Annotated in this window: 17 protein-coding genes and 2 riboswitches; of the genes, 8 read left to right on the forward strand and 9 right to left on the reverse strand. The window is 69.8% G+C overall.

The genetic code is table 11. The features are described 5' to 3' along the window. Positions 1-99 precede the first annotated feature (99 nt). Positions 100-474 carry a glycine cleavage system protein GcvH gene (gene gcvH / locus ABWV53_RS14475; protein ID WP_353366839.1) on the reverse strand — a complete coding sequence of 125 codons (375 nt, stop codon included), beginning with the start codon at positions 472-474 and terminating at the stop codon, positions 100-102. Positions 475-701: 227 nt separating this feature from the next. Next, on the reverse strand, positions 702-1,862 hold the full coding sequence (gene gcvT, locus ABWV53_RS14480) for a glycine cleavage system aminomethyltransferase GcvT (protein ID WP_353366840.1): 1,161 nt from the start codon (positions 1,860-1,862) through the stop codon (positions 702-704). Between the two features lie 63 nt (positions 1,863-1,925). After that, positions 1,926-2,043: riboswitch (glycine riboswitch) on the reverse strand. 16 nt (positions 2,044-2,059) lie between these two features. Beyond that, a riboswitch (glycine riboswitch) is annotated at positions 2,060-2,157 on the reverse strand. A gap of 199 nt (positions 2,158-2,356) precedes the next feature. Between gcvT and ABWV53_RS14485 the strand changes: the two genes are divergently transcribed. The 3 genes from ABWV53_RS14485 to ABWV53_RS14495 all read left to right on the forward strand — a co-directional run bounded on the left by ABWV53_RS14485 (position 2,357) and on the right by ABWV53_RS14495 (position 4,386). Further along, positions 2,357-2,956 (forward strand): DUF3455 domain-containing protein, encoded by a 600-nt coding sequence (locus ABWV53_RS14485; RefSeq protein ID WP_353366841.1) that lies wholly within the window; start codon positions 2,357-2,359, stop codon positions 2,954-2,956. Between the two features lie 87 nt (positions 2,957-3,043). Beyond that, positions 3,044-3,613, forward strand: coding sequence for a sigma-70 family RNA polymerase sigma factor (locus tag ABWV53_RS14490; protein ID WP_353366842.1), 570 nt, complete (start codon positions 3,044-3,046; stop codon positions 3,611-3,613). Continuing rightward, the gene (locus ABWV53_RS14495) at positions 3,610-4,386 is read left to right on the forward strand and encodes an anti-sigma factor (RefSeq protein ID WP_353366843.1); all 777 of its coding nucleotides are present in this window, start codon (positions 3,610-3,612) and stop codon (positions 4,384-4,386) included. Before ABWV53_RS14490 ends, ABWV53_RS14495 begins: the two co-directional genes overlap by 4 nt. Positions 4,387-4,643: 257 nt before the next feature. Here the strand turns inward: ABWV53_RS14495 and ABWV53_RS14500 are convergent, their stop codons facing one another. Then, positions 4,644-6,350, reverse strand: coding sequence for an electron transfer flavoprotein-ubiquinone oxidoreductase (locus tag ABWV53_RS14500; RefSeq protein ID WP_353366844.1), 1,707 nt, complete (start codon positions 6,348-6,350; stop codon positions 4,644-4,646). Positions 6,351-6,555: 205 nt separating this feature from the next. On the opposite strand from ABWV53_RS14500, the gene ABWV53_RS14505 reads away from it, so the two are divergent. Continuing rightward, positions 6,556-7,461 carry a DMT family transporter gene (locus tag ABWV53_RS14505; protein ID WP_353366845.1) on the forward strand — a complete coding sequence of 302 codons (906 nt, stop codon included), beginning with the start codon at positions 6,556-6,558 and terminating at the stop codon, positions 7,459-7,461. Between the two features lie 53 nt (positions 7,462-7,514). Here the strand turns inward: ABWV53_RS14505 and ABWV53_RS14510 are convergent, their stop codons facing one another. Continuing rightward, entirely contained in the window at positions 7,515-7,943 is a 429-nt protein-coding gene (locus tag ABWV53_RS14510; protein ID WP_353366846.1) for a DUF1810 domain-containing protein, read from the reverse strand. Between the two features lie 115 nt (positions 7,944-8,058). Here ABWV53_RS14510 and ABWV53_RS14515 point away from each other — a divergent pair, with 115 nt between their 5' ends. Further along, the gene (locus tag ABWV53_RS14515; RefSeq protein WP_353366974.1) at positions 8,059-8,913 is read left to right on the forward strand and encodes an MBL fold metallo-hydrolase; all 855 of its coding nucleotides are present in this window, start codon (positions 8,059-8,061) and stop codon (positions 8,911-8,913) included. 43 nt (positions 8,914-8,956) lie between these two features. Here ABWV53_RS14515 and ABWV53_RS14520 read toward each other — a convergent pair whose 3' ends face one another. Together ABWV53_RS14520 and ABWV53_RS14525 are read right to left on the reverse strand one after the other, a co-directional pair. Next, on the reverse strand, positions 8,957-9,310 hold the full coding sequence (locus ABWV53_RS14520) for a response regulator (protein WP_353366847.1): 354 nt from the start codon (positions 9,308-9,310) through the stop codon (positions 8,957-8,959). Positions 9,311-9,507: 197 nt separating this feature from the next. After that, positions 9,508-10,428, reverse strand: a complete 921-nt coding sequence (locus ABWV53_RS14525; RefSeq protein ID WP_353366848.1) for a metal-dependent hydrolase — start codon at positions 10,426-10,428, stop codon at positions 9,508-9,510. Between the two features lie 124 nt (positions 10,429-10,552). Between ABWV53_RS14525 and ABWV53_RS14530 the strand changes: the two genes are divergently transcribed. Both ABWV53_RS14530 and ABWV53_RS14535 read left to right on the forward strand, forming a co-directional pair. Beyond that, positions 10,553-11,230, forward strand: a complete 678-nt coding sequence (locus ABWV53_RS14530) for a TetR/AcrR family transcriptional regulator (RefSeq protein ID WP_353366849.1) — start codon at positions 10,553-10,555, stop codon at positions 11,228-11,230. A gap of 26 nt (positions 11,231-11,256) precedes the next feature. Beyond that, positions 11,257-13,149, forward strand: a complete 1,893-nt coding sequence (locus ABWV53_RS14535; RefSeq protein WP_353366850.1) for a sensor domain-containing diguanylate cyclase — start codon at positions 11,257-11,259, stop codon at positions 13,147-13,149. Positions 13,150-13,321: 172 nt separating this feature from the next. Here ABWV53_RS14535 and garD read toward each other — a convergent pair whose 3' ends face one another. The 3 genes from garD to ABWV53_RS14550 are packed head-to-tail and all read right to left on the reverse strand — an operon-like array spanning position 13,322 to position 17,118. Beyond that, on the reverse strand, positions 13,322-14,905 hold the full coding sequence (garD, locus tag ABWV53_RS14540; RefSeq protein ID WP_353366851.1) for a galactarate dehydratase: 1,584 nt from the start codon (positions 14,903-14,905) through the stop codon (positions 13,322-13,324). A 50-nt stretch (positions 14,906-14,955) separates the two neighbouring features. Continuing rightward, positions 14,956-16,122 carry an L-talarate/galactarate dehydratase gene (locus ABWV53_RS14545; RefSeq protein WP_353366852.1) on the reverse strand — a complete coding sequence of 389 codons (1,167 nt, stop codon included), beginning with the start codon at positions 16,120-16,122 and terminating at the stop codon, positions 14,956-14,958. 36 nt (positions 16,123-16,158) lie between these two features. Then, the gene (locus tag ABWV53_RS14550; RefSeq protein WP_353366853.1) at positions 16,159-17,118 is read right to left on the reverse strand and encodes a Bug family tripartite tricarboxylate transporter substrate binding protein; all 960 of its coding nucleotides are present in this window, start codon (positions 17,116-17,118) and stop codon (positions 16,159-16,161) included. 392 nt (positions 17,119-17,510) lie between these two features. Here ABWV53_RS14550 and ABWV53_RS14555 point away from each other — a divergent pair, with 392 nt between their 5' ends. Further along, a complete protein-coding gene (locus ABWV53_RS14555) occupies positions 17,511-18,578 on the forward strand; it encodes a LacI family DNA-binding transcriptional regulator (protein WP_353366854.1) in 1,068 nt (355 codons plus the stop codon). Positions 18,579-18,592: the final 14 nt, after the last annotated feature.

Here is an 18,592-nt window from a genome sequence, read left to right on the forward strand (position 1 = left end):
CGGCCCGGTCTGCAGTAAGGCAGGCAGGCTGGGCGCGGCGGCGGCGGCGGCGGCGGCGGCGGCGGCGGCGGCGGCGGTGGTGGTGCGGCTCAGGCGGGCTCAGGCGTCCTGGGCGAAAGCGGCGTAGGCGGTTTCGTCCATCAGGCCGTCCAGCTGGGCGGCGTCGGACAGGCGCACCTTGAAGAACCAGCCCGCGCCCAGCGGGTCGCTGTTGGCCAGCGACGGGTCGGCGCGCAGGGCTTCGTTCACCTCCACGATCTCGCCCGAGACGGGCATGTACACGTCGGCCGCGGCCTTGACGGACTCGACCACGCCGGCCACTTCGCCTTGTGCGAAGGTGGCGCCGACTTCGGGCAGGTCCACGAACACCACGTCGCCCAGCGCGTCCTGCGCATGCTGGGTGATGCCGACGATGGCGGCATCCGCCTGGGCCGTGTCGATCCACTCGTGGTCTTTGGAAAACTTGACGCTCATGGGGAACTCCAGAAAAAGAGGGGTAGGAAAGACGTTAGGTAAAAAACGATGGCGCCGATGCCAGTTGCGACTTTAGCCGCGTGGCAGCGGGGCGCGCACCCGATGCCAGTGAGTTGGCCGTCCGCCGTGAGCTCGTCGAAGGGCTTCCTGGGACAGGCCCCCGGCTTCGACAATCGCAGTCCGAGGGCACTTTCATCCACCGACGGGTATGGGGCGCGTGCCGGCTTTCAGCCCCGGTGGTAGCGGTTGGGGGTGAAGGGCATGGCCGCCACTTGCATCGGCACGGCCTTGCCGCGCACGATGGCATTCACCCGCGTGCCCAGCGCCGCGAAGGCGGGCTGCACGTAGCCCATGGCGACGGGTTTGTCCACGGTGGGGCCGAGCAGGCCGCTGGTCACCTCGCCGATGGGTTGGCCGTCGAGGGACTGCAAGGCCGTGTGCTCGCGCACCGGCACGCGCTCCAGCGCCACCAGGCCCACGCGCTTGCGGGTGAGCAGCGCGGGGTCGTCGATCTGCGCCAGCACCTCGTCGGCACCCGGGAAGCCGCCCGCGCGCGCGCCACCCGTGCGGCGCACCTTCTGGATGGCCCAGTTCAGCGCGGCCTCGGGCGGGGTGGTGGTGGTGTCGATGTCGTTGCCGTAGAGGCACAGGCCCGCTTCCAGCCGCAGCGAATTGCGCGCGCCCAGGCCGATGGGCTTGACCTCGGGCTGGGCCAGCAGGGCGCGGGCCAGCGTCTCGGCCTGCGCTGCGGGCACCGAAATTTCGAAGCCGTCCTCGCCGGTGTAGCCGCTGCGGGTCACGTAGCAGTCGCAGCCGGCGATGGTGGCGGCCATGCCGGTCATGAAGACCAGTTGCAGCACTTCGGGCGCCAGGCGGCCCAGCGCGGCGGCGGCCTGCGGGCCCTGCAGCGCCAGCAGGGCCTGCTCGGGCAGCGGCTCTACCTGGCAGAGGTGGCCGATGCGCTCCTGGATGTGTGCGATGTCGCCCACCTTGCAGGCGCCGTTGACGATGACGAACAGGTCGTCGCCCCGGTTCACGAACATCAGGTCGTCGATGATGCCGCCCTCGTCGTTCAGCAGCAGGCCGTAGCGCTGCTTGCCGACGCCCAGGCCCAGCACGTCCACCGGCACCAGGGTCTCGAAGGCCGCGGCGGCGTCGGCACCCACCAGGCGCAGCTGGCCCATGTGCGAGACGTCGAACAGGCCGGCGGCGGTGCGCGTGTGGTGGTGCTCGGCCATGAGGCCGGCGGGGTACTGCACCGGCATGGAATAGCCGGCGAAAGGCACCATGCGCGCGCCCAGTTCCAGGTGCAGTGCGTTGAGCGGGGTCGTCAGCAGGGGGGCGGACGCGGGGGAGGTGGTGGAAGCAGGGGAAGCAGGCGAGGACATCGGCGGAAATCTCCAGGGGGCAGCCAGTGGTGCGGCCTGTCCTTGCAAAAGACGGGCCGCCGCATGTGCCCCGCTGTCCGCTTTACCTGAGAGATTCACCGCGCCGCATGGCGGGGTTTGCTCCTTCGGTGGGCTGCCGGCCGTATCGAACGGGCGGCCACCTCTCTCCAGCAAGGGAAACGCCCGCATCCCTGCGGGCGTTCCTGTCAGTCCTTTTGCCTGAGCGTTCGGGCGGTGGGCCCTGCGCCTTCGGCGGCCGCCGCTGAAAGCGGCAACTCTCTCCTGACGAGTGGGCGAAGTATAGCGGCGCGGCCTGCATGGCGTGGGGCTCGCGCAACGGAAAGGCGGTCGCCCAAGCACTCGAGTCCTGTCACGAATTGTTGCATCTTGCCGGTGATTGGCTGCATCCAAACACACGGCTGGCGGGTAGAGCCCAGGACGGCGCGTGGCATCGCGACGGGCTGTCGGTCCCCCCAACTTCCAAGGAGCAACCCATGCGCAACCTTCGTATCTCCCATATCTCTCGTATGACCGCCCTGGCCGGCACCGTGTCCGCCGCCGCCCTCCTGGCCGCCTGCGGCTCGATGTCTCCGACCGGCACGTCGGCCAGCGCCTCCGGCATGGTGTATTCGCAGGCCGGCCTGCCTGCCTCCATCCAGGTGCCGGCCGGCAACAAGGTGGCGTGGGAAACGGTGGGCAAGGGCGACATCACCTACGAATGCAAGGACAAGGCCGGCATGCCCGGCCAGGTCGAATGGACTTTTGTTGGCCCCGACGCCAAGCTGATGGACCGCAGCGGCAAGCAGGTCGGCAAGTACTACGGCCCGCCCGCCACGTGGGAGGCTAACGACGGCTCCAAGCTCACGGCCACGCAGCTGGCGGTGGCACCGTCCACGGCCGGCGCCCTGCCGTACCAGCTGGTGAAGGCCAATCCCGCCATGGGCAGCGGCGCGCTGACCGGCGTGACCTACATCCAGCGCGTGAACCTGACCGGCGGCGTGGCCCCGGCCAACATGGCGTGCACGGCGGCCAACAAGGGCCAGAAGACCACCGTTCCCTATCAGGCCGACTACATCTTCTACAAGGCGGGCTAAGCCGCGAAAGTCCGCCGGAGAGGGCGGGGACCGGCGCGGCATGCACTACGATGCCGCGCATCCCTCCACCTCTGGCCAGGACCTTTCTTGACCGCTGCCGCCGACGCCCCCTTCGACTACGACGCCGCCCTGGGCGCCTGCGCCCGCGGCGACCACCAGGCCCTGCAGCGCATCTATGAGCGCGAAGGCCGCTACCTGCTGGGCGTGGCCCTGCGCATCGTGCGCGAGCATGCCCAGGCCGAGGACGTGCTGCACGACGCCTTCCTCGGCATCTGGCAGCGCGCGGGCAGCTTCGACGCCGCGCGCGGCGCGGGACGGGGCTGGATCTACAGCGTGGTTCGGCACGCGGCGCTGAACGCGGTGCGCGGCAGCAGCCGCGACGTGCGCATCGACGAAGAGGCCGTGCAGGCCATCGACGACCAGGCAGCGCTGGAGAGCTACCGCAGCCAGGTCGAACCTTATGAGCGCGGCGCCGACCTGGGCCGGCTCGACAACTGCCTGGGCCGGCTCGAGCCCGCCCGGCGCGACTGCATCGTTCTGGCGTACGTGGAGGGTTGCTCCCACGGCGAGATCGCCGAGCGCACCCGCACGCCGCTGGGCACCGTGAAAGCGTGGATACAGCGCGGCATGCGCATGCTGCGGGAGTGCATGGCATGACGACTCCATCGACACCGAACACCGGCGAACCCGCCTCGCCCCAGGGCATCGACGACCTGGCCGGCGGCTACGTGCTGGGCACGCTGCCCATCGCAGGCCGCCGCTCGGTGGAAGCGCGCCTGCCGGACGATGCCGCCCTGCGCGCCGCCGTCGATGCCTGGGAAGCCCGCCTGCATCCGCTCGTCAGCCTGGCGCCCGCCGTGGAGCCCTCGGCCGCGCTCTGGCCGCGCATCGAGCACAGCCTGGGCTGGGGGCAAGCCGAAGCGGCCGACGCCGCCCGCCCGCCGGCACCGGCCCGGCCCTCCGCCCTGGCTTCGTGGTGGAACGACCTGCGCCTGTGGCGCGGACTGGCGGCGGGCGGGTTCGCCGCTGCCGCCGTGCTGGCAGCGGTGCTGGTGGCCGGCCCCGGCCTGCGCGGGCCGGCCGGCGGGCCCCAGTACATGGTGGTGCTGGTGGCGCCCGGCGGCACCGCGCCCGGCTGGGTGGTGCAGGCGTCGGCCAGCGCGGGCCAGCTGCAGCTCAAGCCGCTGGGCGACACGCCCGTGCCGCCGGGCAAGTCGCTGCAATTCTGGACCAAGGCCGACCAGTGGACGGGTCCGAAGTCGCTGGGCCTGGTGCGCCCGGGCGAAACGGCCCAGGTGGCCATCGGCCGCCTGCCGCCGCTGGAGCCCAACCAGCTCTTCGAGCTGACGCTGGAGCCCGAGGCGGGCTCGCCCATCGACAGGCCGACCGGGCCGATCGTGTTCATCGGGCGGGCGGTGAAGATGCTTTGATGCTATCGAAAAGATAGCTGCTGGCGTTGTGGGGGTGGGCGGTGCAGCTAGTTTTTATGCTTGGTTCGCGCTGACCTTTTAGAGGCCAGAGTTTGGCGTGGGGGCGCTGCTGGCCATTGCCAAGTGGTTGCTTCCCGGGGCGAAATCCCGGCTCCGGGAAGCAACCGCCTAGCACGTGCTAGCACCGCCCCCGGCTCCGACAAGGCTTCGACTAGCTCAGCCCGAGCAAGCCCGGCTCGCCCCTCGAACAGCGACCGTCACATACCCGAATAGTTCGGCCCGCCACCACCCTCCGGCGTAACCCAAACGATGTTCTGCGTCGGATCCTTGATGTCGCAAGTCTTGCAATGCACGCAGTTCTGCGCGTTGATCTGCAGGCGCTGGGCATCGCCGCCCTTCGACTCGTCCGGCACGAACTCATATACCGCCGCAGGGCAGTACCGCGCCTCCGGCCCCGCGAACTTCGCCAAGTTGATGTTCACCGGCACGCTCGGGTCCTTGAGCGTCAGGTGGGCGGGCTGGTCCTCGGCATGGTTGGTGTTGCTGATGAACACGCTCGAGAGCCGGTCGAAGGTCAGCTTGCCGTCGGGCTTCGGGTAGACGATGGGCTTGAACTCCGAGGCGGGCTTCAGGCAGGCGTGATCGGGCTTGTCGCGGTGCAGCGTCCACGGGATGTGACCCTTCAGCACGAATTGCTCGATGCCGTTCATCAGCGTGGCGGTGGCCAGGCCCTTCTTGAACCAGGTCTTGAAGTTGCGGGCCTTGTTGAGCTCGGTGTAGAGCCAGCTGTTCTCGAACGCCGTCGGGTAGGCGGCCAGTTCGTCGTGCTGGCGGCCGGCCTGCACGGCGTCGAAGGCTGCTTCCGCAGCCAGCATGCCGGTCTTGATGGCGGCGTGGCTGCCCTTGATGCGGCTCACGTTCAGGAAGCCTGCTTCGCAGCCCACCAGCGCGCCGCCGGGGAAGACGAACTTCGGCAGGCTCATCAGGCCGCCGGCCGTGATGGCGCGCGCGCCGTAGCTGATGCGCTTGGCCGGCTTGATGCCCTTGGACTCGTCGCCTTCCAGGTAGTAGCGGATGTTCGGGTGCGTCTTCCAGCGCTGGAACTCCTCGAACGGACTGAGATAGGGGTTGGAGTAGTCCAGCCCGGTGATGAAGCCCAGCGTGACCTTGTTGTCTTCGGCGTGATAGAGGAACGAGCCGCCGTACGTGTCCGCCTTCATCGGCCAGCCGGCCGTGTGCATGACGAAGCCGGGCTGGTGGCGCTGGGGGTCGATCTCCCACAGCTCCTTGATGCCGATGCCGTAGCTCTGCGGGTCGCGCCCTTCGTCCAGCTTGAAGCGCGAGATCAGCTGCCGGCCCAGGTGGCCGCGCGAGCCCTCGGCGAACAGCGTGTACTTGCCGTGCAGCTCCATGCCGAGCTGGAACTCGCCCGTCGGCTCGCCGTCCTTGCCCACGCCCATGTTGCCGGTGGCCACGCCCTTGACCGAGCCGTCTTCGTTGTAGAGCACCTGGGCGGCCGGAAAGCCCGGGAAGATCTCCACGCCCAGCTCTTCCGCCTGCGCGGCCAGCCAGCGCACCACGTTGCCCAGGCTGACGATGTAGTTGCCGTGGTTCTGGAAGCACTCGGGCAGCAGGAAGTTGGGCGTGCGCCAGGACGACTTCTCGCCCAGGAAGATCATCGCGTCCTCGCTCACCGGCTGGTTCAACGGGGCGCCGCGCGCTTTCCAGTCGGGGATGAGTTCGGTCAGCGCCTTCGGGTCCATGATGGCGCCCGACAGGATGTGCGCGCCGGGCTCGGAGCCCTTTTCCAGCACCACGACGGACAGTTCCTGCTCCTTCTCGGCCGCCAGCTGCTTCAGGCGGATCGCGCTCGCCAGGCCGGCGGGGCCGCCACCCACGATCACCACGTCGTATTCCATGGCCTCTCGCGGGCCATAGGTGCTCAGAATCTCGTCTTTCGTCATGGGTGTCTCTTCGTCATTTGATAATCGACACGGTGAGTCGCTGGGCCTGGCCTGGCGTCACCTCGCAACCGATTGTATGCACGGCTTCCGTGCAAGTGAACGACCGTTCTTTTTTTAGGAATCCAGGGATGGCTGATCGACAGGCGCGGGGCACCGCAACCGCTGGCCCGGCCGCCGTGGGGCCGGCCGGCGGCGTGGCGCGCGCATGCTGACCGGCATCGCCGCGGGCCTGGCGGCAGGCGCGCTGTGGGGCCTGGTGTTCGTGGCGCCCAACATCGCCCGGGGCTTTCCCTCCACCGACCTGGCGGCGTGGCGCTTCATGGCCTACGGCGCCATGGCTGCCGGCATGCTGCTCTGGAGCTTGCGGGGCAAGCCGCGCTGGCCCACGCCGCGGCAGGCGGGCGCGGCGCTCGCGCTCTCCGTGCTCGGCTTCACCGGCTACTACGTGCTGCTGGTGCTGGCCATCCGCGATGCCGGCGCGGCCATGCCGGCGCTCATCATCGGCACCATCCCCGTGTGGGTCATCGTGTTGGGCAAGCCGCAGGGGCTGCGCTGGGGCGCGCTGGTGCCGGGCCTGCTGCTGACCGTGGCCGGGTTGCTGCTGATGGCCGACGTGCCGCACGCCGACACCGCCGCCACTGGCGCTTCGGCCGCGGGCACCTACTGGCGCGGCATCGGCCTGTCGCTGGTGGCCCTGGTGTTCTGGACGGCGTTCGCGCTGCTGAATTCGGCCTGGCTCCAGCGCCACCCCGAGGTACGGGCGGGCGACTGGGCCAACTGGCTGGGCATCGCCACCGGGCTGGGCGGGTTGCTGCTCTGGCTGACGCTGGGCTCCAGCATGGCGGCGCTTGCGGCGCGGCCGGGCTTTGGCAGCTTCGTGGCGGTGTGCCTGGCCATCGGCATCGGCGCCAGCTGGCTGGCCACCGTGCTGTGGAACGTCGCCAGCCAGCGCCTCTCGGCCAGCCTCTGCGGCCAGCTCATCGTGAGCGAAACCCTGTTCGCGCTGCTCTATTCCTTCGCGTGGGACGGCCACTGGCCCAGCGCGGCGCAGTGGGCGGCCTGCGTGCTGTTCACGCTCGGCATCCTGGCGTCGGTGCACGCGCACCGTTGACGGGCGGCGGCGCCACGTGCCGTGCGCTGCCTGAGGGTGCCGCGTGCGCGGGGTCATCGCGCCAGCCGCTCCAGCGTCAGCGGGTCGGGCTGGCCGCGGAAGTAGCGGTTCAGCACCGCCGCGAAAGCGTCGTCGCCCGGCGCCGCCACCTCGCGAAAGAGCGTCATGCTCGAGCGCAGCTTGATGTCGTCGGGACTGCCGAAGATGTCGTGCGCCGAACGGTCCGGGTGCTGCAGCAGCAGGGCGCAGCAGGCGCGCAGCCGGCTGCCCAGATCCGGATGGCCCAGGTAAGCCCGCGCTTCCCCGGCCGAGAGGATGGCGTAGCGCAGCGCCATGTCGCTGTGCCCCAGGCCCGCCAGCTGCGGGAAGACGAACCACATCCAGTGGGTGAGCTTGCGGCCGGCGGCCAGTTCGGCCAGCACCCGAGGCCAGACGGGCGCCTGGGCCTGCAGAAAGCGTTCGAGCGATGGGTCGTGGGACATGCCCTCATCTTGGCCGCTTCGCGCCGGGCCCGGCGGTGAGCGTCTGGCCCGCTTCGGATGCTGCCCAGTCCTACAAGCGGCCGCGAACGGCCGGCGCCAACCTGCAGGCATGACGCTGCGCATCCACCACCTCAACTGCATTTCTGCCTGCGCCCTGGGCGGCCATTGGATGGACGGCTGCACGCCCTCGCTGATGCAGCGAGCGCCGCTGTGCTGCCACTGCCTGCTGGTGGAGACGCCCACCGGCCTCGTGCTGGTGGACACCGGCTACGGCCTGCGCGATGTGCGCGAGCCCAGGCGCCGGCTCAGCCCGTTCTTCCTGTGGTTGATGGACCCCGACCTGCGCGAGGAGATGACGGCCGTGCGGCAGATCCGCCGGCTCGGGTTCGACACCGCCGACGTGCGCGACATCGTGCTCACGCACCTGGACTTCGACCACGCCGGCGGGCTGGACGACTTTCCCCGGGCGCGGGTGCACCTGCTGGCGCGCGAGCACGACGCCGCCCTGGCCCAGCGCGGCTGGCTGGACCGTCAGCGCTACCGGCCGCAGCAGTGGACGCAGCGCCAGCACTGGCACACGTATGCGCCATCGCATGGCGGGGGCTGGTTCGGCTTCGACTGCGTGCGCGAACTGGAAGGCGTGCCGCACGACATCCTGCTGGTGCCCTTGGCCGGCCACACGCTGGGCCATGCCGGCGTGGCCGTGCGCTCGCAGCACGGCTGGCTGCTGCAGGCGGGTGATGCCTACTTCCACCACCGGGAGATGGATGCCGAGCGCCCCTGGTGCCCGCCCGGCCTGCGCGCCTACCAGACGATGATGGAAAAGGACCGCCCCGCGCGGCTGGGCAACCAGGCGCGGCTGCGCGCGCTGGCCCAGGGGCACGCGGGCGAAGAAGTGCGGGTGATCTGCGCGCACGACAACCGCGAATTCGAGCAGCTGGCGGGCCGGTCGCTGTCGTCGTTGCCGTGAAACAGGAGTGGCTGGGCGCGCCTCGCAGGGGCCGCCGGCCGCCTCAGTTGATGGCCGTGAAGAACTCGTCCAGTTGCGTGGACTTGTCGAACACCGCGTCGGCGCCCAGCGCCGCGCAGCGGCGGCACACGTCGGGCGACAGGTAGTTGGTGAGCATGAAGATCTGTTGGTGCGCCGCCCGTTGCTGAAGCGCCTCCAGCACCGACAACCCGTTGCCCTCGCGCAGGAAAAGGTCGAGCACCATCAGCTGCCAGTCGCACTCGCTCGACACCTTCAGTGCCTCGTCCACGGTCTCGGCCGTCGCCACCACTTCGCCCAGCGTCAGGTCGCCCAGCGCGGAAAGCAGGGAAGCGCGGATGGCGGGGTTGTCTTCGACCAGGATGATGCGTTTGTGCATGGCGGGAAAGGAAGCGGTTCCAGGGAGCTTCCCTGTTCGCGGCCCCAGCGCGTGTAGGAGCACAGGCTTTTTGCCGTGACGTGGGTGGTGGCGCGTGGTGGATCGCCAGCCATGGGCGAAAGGGCGGATTCACCCGTGAGCGCCCGCGCTGCGGGCGTGGTCTGCTATCGAATAATGAGCGGCCGGAGGGCGGCTGGCTACCGCACCACCCGAAAGCGTGTCGCGTGCGCAACGAACCAGGCTTGCGCCAGCGCGGCCGCGCCGGGCGAATGCGTCTCCTGGTCGGGGTGGAAGTCGCGCCGCAGATAGCGCAGCGCCGCCGGCACCGTGCGCCACACCAGGCCGTCGCGCCCCCAGAACAGGTCCAGGGCCTGCCACCAGGTGGAAGGGCGCCAGAGCGTGCCGTCGCGGTGCAGGTTCAGCACCGTCTGGCGCAGGGTGTCGCGGGCGAAGGTCAGGCACACGAACAGGTACCAGCGCACCCGCCAGCGCTGGTTGCCGCCGCTTGCCTGGTACAGGTCGAACGCCACCGAGCGGTGCTCGGTCTCCTCGGCCGCGTGCCAGCGCCACAGCAGCTGCATCTCGGGCTCGGCGCCATCGAGCCAGCGCGGGTAGCGCAGCGTGCCGTCGGCCAGCAGCGCGGTGAAATGCTCGTACGCGCAGGTCACCGCCAGCGCATGCAGCGGGTGCGGGGCGCGCCGCTGCAGCAGCGCGATGCGTTCGCGGGCCCAATGCTGCCAGCGGTTGACCAGCCCCTGCTTGTCGAGCTGGGCGTTGTAGAGGCCGTGGATGTGGCGGTGCGTCGCCTCCTGCCCGACGAAGCCGCGCAGCTGCTCCTGCAGCGTCTCGCGCAGCCGGGCGTGTTCGGCACCCTGCGGCAGCAGCGGGGCGGCGCCGCGCACCGCATCCATGAAGAATTGCTCGCCCACCGGAAAGCTCATCGAGAGGGCGTTGAAGAACTGCGTGTGAAAGGCCTTGCCGCCGTGCCAGTGGCGGCCGAAGCCGCGCTCCAGATTCACGGCCAGCTTGCGGATGGGCAGCGGGCTGGGGCGGCGGGCGTCCGGTGCCTGGCCGTCGGGCTCGCGCGGCGCGGCGTGACTGGCGGCGGTGGTGGTCATGGCGATGTCCTTGGAAAGTGGCACCCCATCGTCCGCGTTGCGGGAGGCGCCATTTCTGAGCATTATTCAGATTCATGCCGCGCACCGCTACTCGCCTAAGGCTCATGTTTTGCCAGCCCCATCCATGAAGAAGACCGATACCCCCAAAACACGGCCGGCCCTGCGCCGGCAGCCCACGCAGGACCGTGCGCTGCACACCGTCGAGGCGATCTTCGGCGCCACGGCTCAGATCGTGGAGCAGGGCGAGGCGGCGGTGACCACCAACCGCATCGCCGAGGTGGCGGGGTTTTCCATCGGCACGCTCTACCAGTACTTCCCGTCGAAGGAGGCCATATTGCTGGCGATGGTGGAGCGCGAGCGCAACCGCGTGCAGCAGCAGATCCAGCAGTTGCTGGACGCGGCCGTGGCCGAGCGGCGCGAGGTGCGCGGCGTGGTCCGCGACATGGTGGGGCTGCTGGTGGCGGCGTTCGGCACCGGCCGCTCGCAGGCGGGCCGGCAGATGGTGCGGCTGGGCTGGCGCATCGACCGGCACGATGCCATCACCGCCGCCCTGCGCGAGGGCGCCGAGCGCAATGCCCTGGCCCTGTCGCGGCTGGTGGAGGAGGGCGGCGGCGACGCCTCGGTGCGCCCGCCCACGCCGGCGATGATGTTCGTCGCCACCCGCGCGGTGATGGGCGCCATCCGCAGCGCCGCGCTGGAGCAGTCACCGCTGCTGGGCACCCCCGCTTTCGAGGACGAACTGGTGCGCATGATCTGGGGCCTGCTGCGCGCCGATGACGATGCGCCCCGGCCTGCGGCGTAGGTCGTGCGCCAGAACGGGCGGCCGCCGTGCCCTCGCTTCCAGGGCACGGTAAGGGCGTGGTGGGGGCGCTGCTGGCTGCGCCGCCGCTGCAGAATCCAGCGAAGAATCCCGTGCGCCGTCAGGCGCTGCTTGGTACAACCCTGGTCATGCTCTCCCACCACTCCCACGTCTTCGTGAGCATCCAGGCTCTGCAGGACTTTTTGCGAACCGGCCCGCTTGCCGCCCATGCTGCCGCGGCGCGCTCGGTGCTCGTGCAGGTGTACTCGATGCACAACGAGATGGCCGCTGTGATGGAGATCGTGCGGGTGGTGTCGGACGAACTGCCGCAGGCCGTCATCGTCGGCGCATCCACCGTGGGCGAGATCGCCGGCGGACGGCTCCTCACGCACCAGACCGTGCTCGGTTTCACCTGCATGTCCTCGTCCACCGTCACGGTGATCGACATGCCTTGCGGCGGCGACGACGAGGCATCCGTGGGCGCAGCACTGGGCCACAGGATCGCCCGTGCCGCGGGCGATGTGCGCGGCGCCTTGTTGCTCGCGACCCCGCTCAGCCTGGACGCCGCTTCCCTGCTGCGTGGAATCGAGTCGGTGGCCGCCGGCGTACTGCTGTTCGGCGGGGGGGCGGGCGACTACGCCATGATGGCGAATTCGTTGGTCTTCACGAACGGCGCGGCCTACGCATGTGGCGTCGTCGCCGTGGTCTTCGCGGGCGCGGACCTGCAGATCGATGCCCACACCTACCTGGGCTGGCGTCCGCTCAGCAAGAGCATGGCCATGACCGCGGTGCAGGGACTGACCCTCGCGCAGGTCGATGGCGAGCCTGCTTTCGAGATGTACCGCCGGTACCTGAACATTCCGAACGATTCGGATTTCTTCCTGAACGCATTGGAGTTTCCACTGCTGATCGAGCGCGAGGGCCGGTTGCTCGCACGCGTGCCGGTCGCAGCGCACGAGGACGGATCCATACAGTTCGTGGCCGACCTGCACGAAGGCGACCGGTTCCGCCTCGGCTACGGTGACCCGGTGCTGATCGTGGAGGGCGCGCGCAGCATCCATGCCGCGATGGCGCACGAGCGGCCACAGGCCATCTTTCTTTTCTCCTGCGGCTGCCGGCGGTTCCTGATGCAGGGCGAGGCCGAACTCGAAACCGTTCCTTTCGAGTCGATCGCTCCGACGTTCGGGTTCTATACCTACGGCGAATTCTTCGGAACGACGCGCCTGTCGCTGCTCAACGCGACCATGGTGGCGGTCAGCTTGCGCGAGGGCCCGCGGGATCCATCCCCCGGCACGGCTTCGGAAGATGCGGCGAGCCCGCTGCCTCGGCCCGATGTGCGGGACCCTTACGCGAACCAGCACAGCCGCGTCGTCTCGCGCCTGGTGCAGTTCATCGAAGCCGTCACTTCCGAGTTGGAGGCCTCCAACCAGGAGATCACCCAGCTGTCCATCACCGACCGCCTCACCGGCATCGCCAACCGGACGCGGCTGGACCAGGTGCTGGAGGACAACCTGCTGCGGGCCCGGCGGTATGCCACGTCGTTCTCCGTCATGCTGCTCGACATCGACCATTTCAAGCGCGTCAACGATCTGCACGGGCACCTGGTCGGGGACCGGGTGCTGGCGCACCTGGCCAGGGTGCTGACGGCACACACGCGCAGCGTCGACACGGTCGGCCGCTGGGGCGGGGAGGAATTCATGCTGGTGCTGCCAAACACCCCCGCCATCGACTGCCTGCTGGTCGCCGAAAAACTGCGCGGCGCCATCGCCGCCACCGACTTTCTCGCCGTGGGCCCGTGCACCTGCAGCTTCGGCATCGCGAGCTACGCCATCGACGACGATGCCGACACGCTGACAGCGCGAGCGGATCAAGCGCTCTATGCCGCCAAGCACGCGGGCCGGAACACCGTGCGCGTGAAGTGACCGTTCCGAGGCGTAGGAGGCCTCGCCCGATCGCCATGCCCGCTGCGGCTGGGCCAAGCGCATGGGCAGCGGAGCGGGTCAGATGACGCATCCCACCCAGAAAATCACCGCTGGCGCCCGCCAATCCAGCGCCTCTTGCTATCAATAGCGTAGCGAAGCGCTCAGGCTCGGTTCAGGTTACCGGCGCCGGGTTGAACAGCACCAGCTGGTTGGCCAGCTTCCAGCGCTCGGCCCAGGTCTTGTGCCGGCCGCTGGCCACTTCCAGCATCAGGTGGAACATCTCCCAGCCCAGCGATTCGATGGTCGCCTCGCCATCGGCGATGCGCCCGGCGTTCACGTCCATCAGGTCGTGCCAGCGCCGCGCCAGATCGCTGCGCGTGGCCACTTTGATGACGGGCACCTCGGCCAGGCCGTAGGGCGTGCCCCGGCCGGTGGTGAAGACGTGCAGGTTCATGCCGGCGGCCAGCTGCAGCGTGCCGCAGATGAAGTCGCTGGCCGGCGTGGCGGCATACAGCAGGCCCTTCTGGCGGGCCTTTTCGCCCGGCGACACCACGCCGCTGATGGGCGCGCTGCCGCTCTTGACGATGGAGCCCATGGCTTTCTCGACGATGTTGGAGAGGCCCCCCTTCTTGTTGCCCGGCGTGGTGTTGGCGCTGCGGTCCACGCGGCCCTGGTTCAGGTAGGCGTCGTACCAGGCCATCTCGCGGATCATCGCGTCGGCCACCTCGGGCGTGGCGGCGCGGGCGGTGAGCTGGTCGATGCCGTCGCGCACCTCGGTCACCTCGCTGAACATCACCGTGGCGCCGGCGCGCACCAGCAGGTCGGTGCAGAAACCCACCGCCGGGTTGGCGGTGACGCCGCTGAAGGCGTCGCTGCCGCCGCACTGCACGCCCACCACCAGTTCGCTGGCGGGCACTGTCTCGCGCCGGCGGGCATTGAGCCGCTCCAGGTGGCGCTCCGCCTGCCGCAGGATCGATTCGACCATCGACATGAAGCCCACGTGCGCCTCGTCCTGCAGGCAGACGACGTCGAGCGGCGCTTCTTCCAGCGTGCGTTCGTCGCGCAGCGCAATGCTGCCGGGCGGCAGCAGGCGCTCGGGCTGCAGCTTCTCGCAGCCCAGGCTGACGACCATCACCTCGCCGCCGAAGTTGGGGTTCAGGCTGATGTTGCGCAGCGTGCGGATGGGAATGACGGCGTCCGGCGCATCGATGGCCACGCCGCAGCCGTAGCCGTGCTCCAGCGCCACCACGTCGTCGACGTTGGGAAAGCGCGGCAGCAGCTCCGACTTGATGCGCTGCACCGCGAAGGCGGTCACGCCCGCCACGCACTGCACGGTCTGCGTGATGGCCAGGATGTTGCGCGTGCCCACCGAGCCGTCCGCGTTGCGAAAGCCCTCGAAGGTGTAGCCGGTGAGCGGCTCCAGGGCGGGCGGTCGCACGGTGGCGATGGGCAAGCCTTCCAGCGAGCGCGCCTCGGGCATCTTCACCAGCTTCTCGTGCACCCAGCTGCCCGCGGGAATGGGCCGCACGGCGTAGCCGATGGGCACGTCGTAGCGGCGCACCACGCCGCCTTGCGGAATGTCTTCGAGCGCCACCTTGTGGGCCTGCGGCACGTGCTCGACCAGCACCGGGCCGCCCGGCAGCGCGGTGCCGGCGGGCAGGCCGCCGTCGTTGGCGATGATGGCGACGTTGTCGGCCGGGTGCATCCTGATGTGCAGCGGCGGGCGGGAGAGGACGGTGGAGGTGGGGGCGTTCATGGCAAAGGTTCCTCGGGGCGGGCGCCGAGCGTGCGGCGCCGCGGGTTCGATCATGCCCGCTGGCCGATCTCGACCGACGCGCGCGTCCAGCGGGCGGCCTGCTCGCTGAGGGACAGGCCCAGGCCGGGCCGGGTGGGCACCTGCATGCGGCCGTCCTTCAGCTCCAGGCGTTCGTTGAAGAGCGGCTCGAGCCAGTCGAAGTGCTCCACCCAGGGCTCGCTCGGGTAGACGGCGCCCAGGTGCACGTGCAGCTCCATGGCGAAGTGCGGCGCCAGCATCACATGGGCGGCCTCGGCCTGCGCGGCCACCTTCAGGAACGGCGTGATGCCGCCCAGCCGGGGGCCGTCGGGCATGATGAAGTCGGCGCCGCGGTGGCGGATCAGCTCGGCATGCTCGGCGGCGCTGGTCAGCATCTCGCCGGTGGCAATCGGGGTGTCGAACTGCGCGGCGAGCGCGGCATGGCCCTCGTAGTCGTAGGCGTCGAGCGGCTCCTCGATCCAGACCAGGTTGTAGGGCTCGAAGGTGCGGCACATGCGCTGCGCGGTGGGGCGGTCCCACTGCTGGTTGGCGTCCACCATCAGGCTCACCTGGTCGCCCAGGTGCTGGCGGGCGGTGGCCACGCGGTGGATGTCCAGCGCGCAATCCGGCTGGCCCACCTTGAGCTTGAGTCCGCCGATGCCGCGCCCGAGCGATGCCTCGGCATTGCGCAGCAGCTGGTCGAGCGGGGTATGCAGAAAGCCGCCGGAGGTGTTGTAGCAGCGCACCGATTCGCGGTGCGAGCCGAGCAGCTTGGACAGCGACAGGTTCGCCCGCCGCGCCTTCAGGTCGTAGAGCGCCACGTCGAACGCGCCGATGGCCTGCACCGCCAGCCCGCTGCGGCCCACCGAGGCGCCGGCCCAGCAGAGCCGGGTCCAGAGGCGTGCGATGTCGTTCGGGTCTTCGCCGATCAGGGCGGGCGCGATCTCCTCGGCGTGCGCGAACTGCCCCGGCCCGCCCGCGCGCTTGGAATAGCTGAAGCCCAGGCCGCGGTGGCCGTCCCGCGTCTCGATCTCGGCGAACAGCATCGCGATCTCGGTCATCGGCTTCTGCCGCCCGGTCAGCACCTTGGCGTCGCTGATCGGCTGCGAAAGCGGCAGGTAGCAGGACGACAGGCGTATCCAGGCGATGCGGTCCTGGCTGGAGGTCTCGGAGGAAAGGGCGGGCGCGGCTGAAGTCATGGGTTCGTCAGGAAGCGTGTGGGGGGCGGTTCGACCTCAGTCGATGGAAATCTTTCCGGTCTGGATCACGGTCTTCCAGCGGTCGTATTCCTTGCGCTGGAAGGCGGCGAATTCCTCGGGCGTGTTGGCCACCATCTCGAAGCCGATCGAGACGAACTGGTCGCGCACCTTGGGGTCGTTCAGCGCTTCCACGAAGGCGGCATGGGCCTTCTGGCGCACAGCGGGCGGCAGGCCCTTGGGCGCGACGATGGCCTGCCACGAGGCGACTTCCACGTTCTTCACGCCAGCCTCGGCCAGGGTGGGCACGTCGGGCAGCACGGGCGAGCGCCGGGCGCTGGTCACGGCCAGCGCGCGCATCTTGCCGCCCTTGATGTACTGGATCACCGAGTTCACGTTCTGGAACGACGCATCCACCTGGCCGCCGATGAGGTCGGTGTGCGCGGGCGCGCCGCCCTTGTAGGGCACGTGCATGCCCTGCGTTCCGGTCTGCTGCCAGAAGAGCTCGGCCGTCAGATGGTCGCTGGAGCCGTTGCCGGCCGAGGCGAAGCTCATCTTGCCGGGTTGGGCCTTGAGCTGTGCCACCACGTCGGCCACGCTTTTCAGCGGCGACGCGGCCGGCACCACCAGCACGTTGGGCGACTGCACGGCCACGGTGATGAGGTCAAAGTCCTTCAGCGGATCGAAGGGCAGGCTCTTGACCAGGTGCGGCACGATCACCAGCGGGCCGAGCGAGGTGACCAGGAACGTGCTCCCGTCCGGCGCCGCCCGCTGCACGAAGGTGGCGCCGATGGTGCCCGTGGCGCCGGGCTTGTTGTCCACCAGGAACGATTGCTTGAACTTCTCGGTCAGCCGCGGGCTGACGGCGCGGGCCACCTGGTCGGTCGACCCGCCGGGCGGGAAGGGCACGACCAGCGTGACGGGCTTTTCGGGCCAGGACTGGGCGGCGGCGCCCCAGGCGGCCAGCGCCAGGGCGGCGGCAATGCAAAGCTTTTTCATGGTGTTGTCTCCGTGATGAAGGGGTGAATGCCTGCGGGCAGCGACTGCCCGGCGGATGACATCGTTGTCATCTGGCGCCGAGCGACCTGGACTGTTGGAATATTTGTGGTTTGCCACGGCCAGGCAGGAACGTGAGACGGAATGATATCGTTGTCATTTGGGCCAGTGAAAAGGGTTTTCCCGCATCGCGCGCCTGTGAGCTGCGCCGGCGCGGTGGGCGATCTGCTACCGTTGCCACCCGCCGTCAAGGCGCCGGCATGTCAGGACGATGCGTTGGCTGGCCGGGCCGTCATGTCCCGGCGTGCCCGGGGCCCTGGGTTGGCGCCCGGCGCGGGTTCCGGCGCTGGCAGCCCCGGCAGCGTGTACGGCCCGATCCTTTTTGCTGTTGCTCCATGAACGCTTCTTCCCGCCCCGACCGAACACCGAATGCGCCTGTGAAGGGCGCCACGCTGCACGACGTGGCGCGGGTGGCCGGCGTGTCGCTCATCACCGCGTCGCGGGCGCTGGGCAATCCGGCGATCGTGTCCGCCAAGACACGGGAGCGGGTGGAGCAGGCGGTGCAGGCGACTGGTTACATCCCCAACCTGCTGGCCGGCGGGCTCAAGTCCCGGCGCAGCCGCATGGTGGCGGGCATCGTGCCGGCGCTGTCGGTGTCGCAGTTCCTGCCGACGGTGCAGACGCTGACCGCGGCGCTGCACGACGAGGGCTACCAGCTGCTGCTGGGCCAGACCTTCTACGACGCCGAGCGCGAGGACGAAGTGCTGGCTGCCATGCTCGGCCGCCAGCCCGACGGCATCGTCGTCATGGGGCTGGTGCGCTCGGAGCGCTCGCGCGAGCGGCTGCGCGCCACCGGCATCCCGGTGGTGGAGACCTGGGACATCAGCGACCGGCCGGTGGACATGGTGATCGGCTTCTCGCACCTGAAGGTGGGCAGCGCCCTGGCGGGGTACTTCCTGGCGCGGGGGTTCCGCCACGTCGGCATCGCCACCGGCGACGACCACCGCGCCATGCAGCGCCATGCGGGCTTCACCGCCGCCTGGGGCCGCGAGGTGCCCACCGCCCGGGTGCCCGCGCCCAGCACGCTCGAATCGGGCCGCCGCGCCCTGGGCGAGCTGCTCGAGCGGCATCCCCGCCTGCAGGCGGTGGCCTGCAGCTCCGACATGCTGGCCCACGGCGTGCTGGTCGAGGCGCGCGCCCGCGGCCTGCGCGTGCCGCAGGATCTGGCGGTGTCGGGCTTCGGCAATGCGGAATTCGCCGCGCACATGGTGCCGTCCATCACCACCGTGCACGTGGACGGCCCGGAGATCGGCCGCCTGGCCGCCCGGCTCATCGTGGACCGCTGCCGGGGTGTGCCGGCCGACCGGTCGTCGTTCGACCTGGGGTTCCGGCTGATCGAGCGGGCCTCCACCCGGGCGGACGAAGGCGATGCCGGCCTGCCGCCCCCGCACGACGCCGGATGAGGGCCAAAATTCCC

Origin of the sequence: Acidovorax sp. FG27, assembly GCF_040365715.1 — a bacterium.
Taxonomy (GTDB): Bacteria; Pseudomonadota; Gammaproteobacteria; order Burkholderiales; family Burkholderiaceae_C; genus Paracidovorax.

Excerpts from the sequence above, each read along its gene's own strand:
- ABWV53_RS14555 (WP_353366854.1), top strand. The coding sequence starts at position 17,511 with ATGAACGCTTCTTCCCGCCCCGACCGAACACCGAATGCGCCTGTGAAG.
- ABWV53_RS14495 (WP_353366843.1), top strand. The coding sequence starts at position 3,610 with ATGACGACTCCATCGACACCGAACACCGGCGAACCCGCCTCGCCCCAG.
- gcvH (WP_353366839.1), bottom strand. The coding sequence starts at position 474 with ATGAGCGTCAAGTTTTCCAAAGACCACGAGTGGATCGACACGGCCCAG.
- ABWV53_RS14545 (WP_353366852.1), bottom strand. The coding sequence starts at position 16,122 with ATGACTTCAGCCGCGCCCGCCCTTTCCTCCGAGACCTCCAGCCAGGAC.
- ABWV53_RS14510 (WP_353366846.1), bottom strand. The coding sequence starts at position 7,943 with ATGTCCCACGACCCATCGCTCGAACGCTTTCTGCAGGCCCAGGCGCCC.
- ABWV53_RS14520 (WP_353366847.1), bottom strand. The coding sequence starts at position 9,310 with ATGCACAAACGCATCATCCTGGTCGAAGACAACCCCGCCATCCGCGCT.
- ABWV53_RS14525 (WP_353366848.1), bottom strand. The coding sequence starts at position 10,428 with ATGACCACCACCGCCGCCAGTCACGCCGCGCCGCGCGAGCCCGACGGC.
- ABWV53_RS14530 (WP_353366849.1), top strand. The coding sequence starts at position 10,553 with ATGAAGAAGACCGATACCCCCAAAACACGGCCGGCCCTGCGCCGGCAG.
- ABWV53_RS14505 (WP_353366845.1), top strand. The coding sequence starts at position 6,556 with ATGCTGACCGGCATCGCCGCGGGCCTGGCGGCAGGCGCGCTGTGGGGC.
- ABWV53_RS14500 (WP_353366844.1), bottom strand. The coding sequence starts at position 6,350 with ATGACGAAAGACGAGATTCTGAGCACCTATGGCCCGCGAGAGGCCATG.
- ABWV53_RS14550 (WP_353366853.1), bottom strand. The coding sequence starts at position 17,118 with ATGAAAAAGCTTTGCATTGCCGCCGCCCTGGCGCTGGCCGCCTGGGGC.
- gcvT (WP_353366840.1), bottom strand. The coding sequence starts at position 1,862 with ATGTCCTCGCCTGCTTCCCCTGCTTCCACCACCTCCCCCGCGTCCGCC.
- ABWV53_RS14485 (WP_353366841.1), top strand. The coding sequence starts at position 2,357 with ATGCGCAACCTTCGTATCTCCCATATCTCTCGTATGACCGCCCTGGCC.
- garD (WP_353366851.1), bottom strand. The coding sequence starts at position 14,905 with ATGAACGCCCCCACCTCCACCGTCCTCTCCCGCCCGCCGCTGCACATC.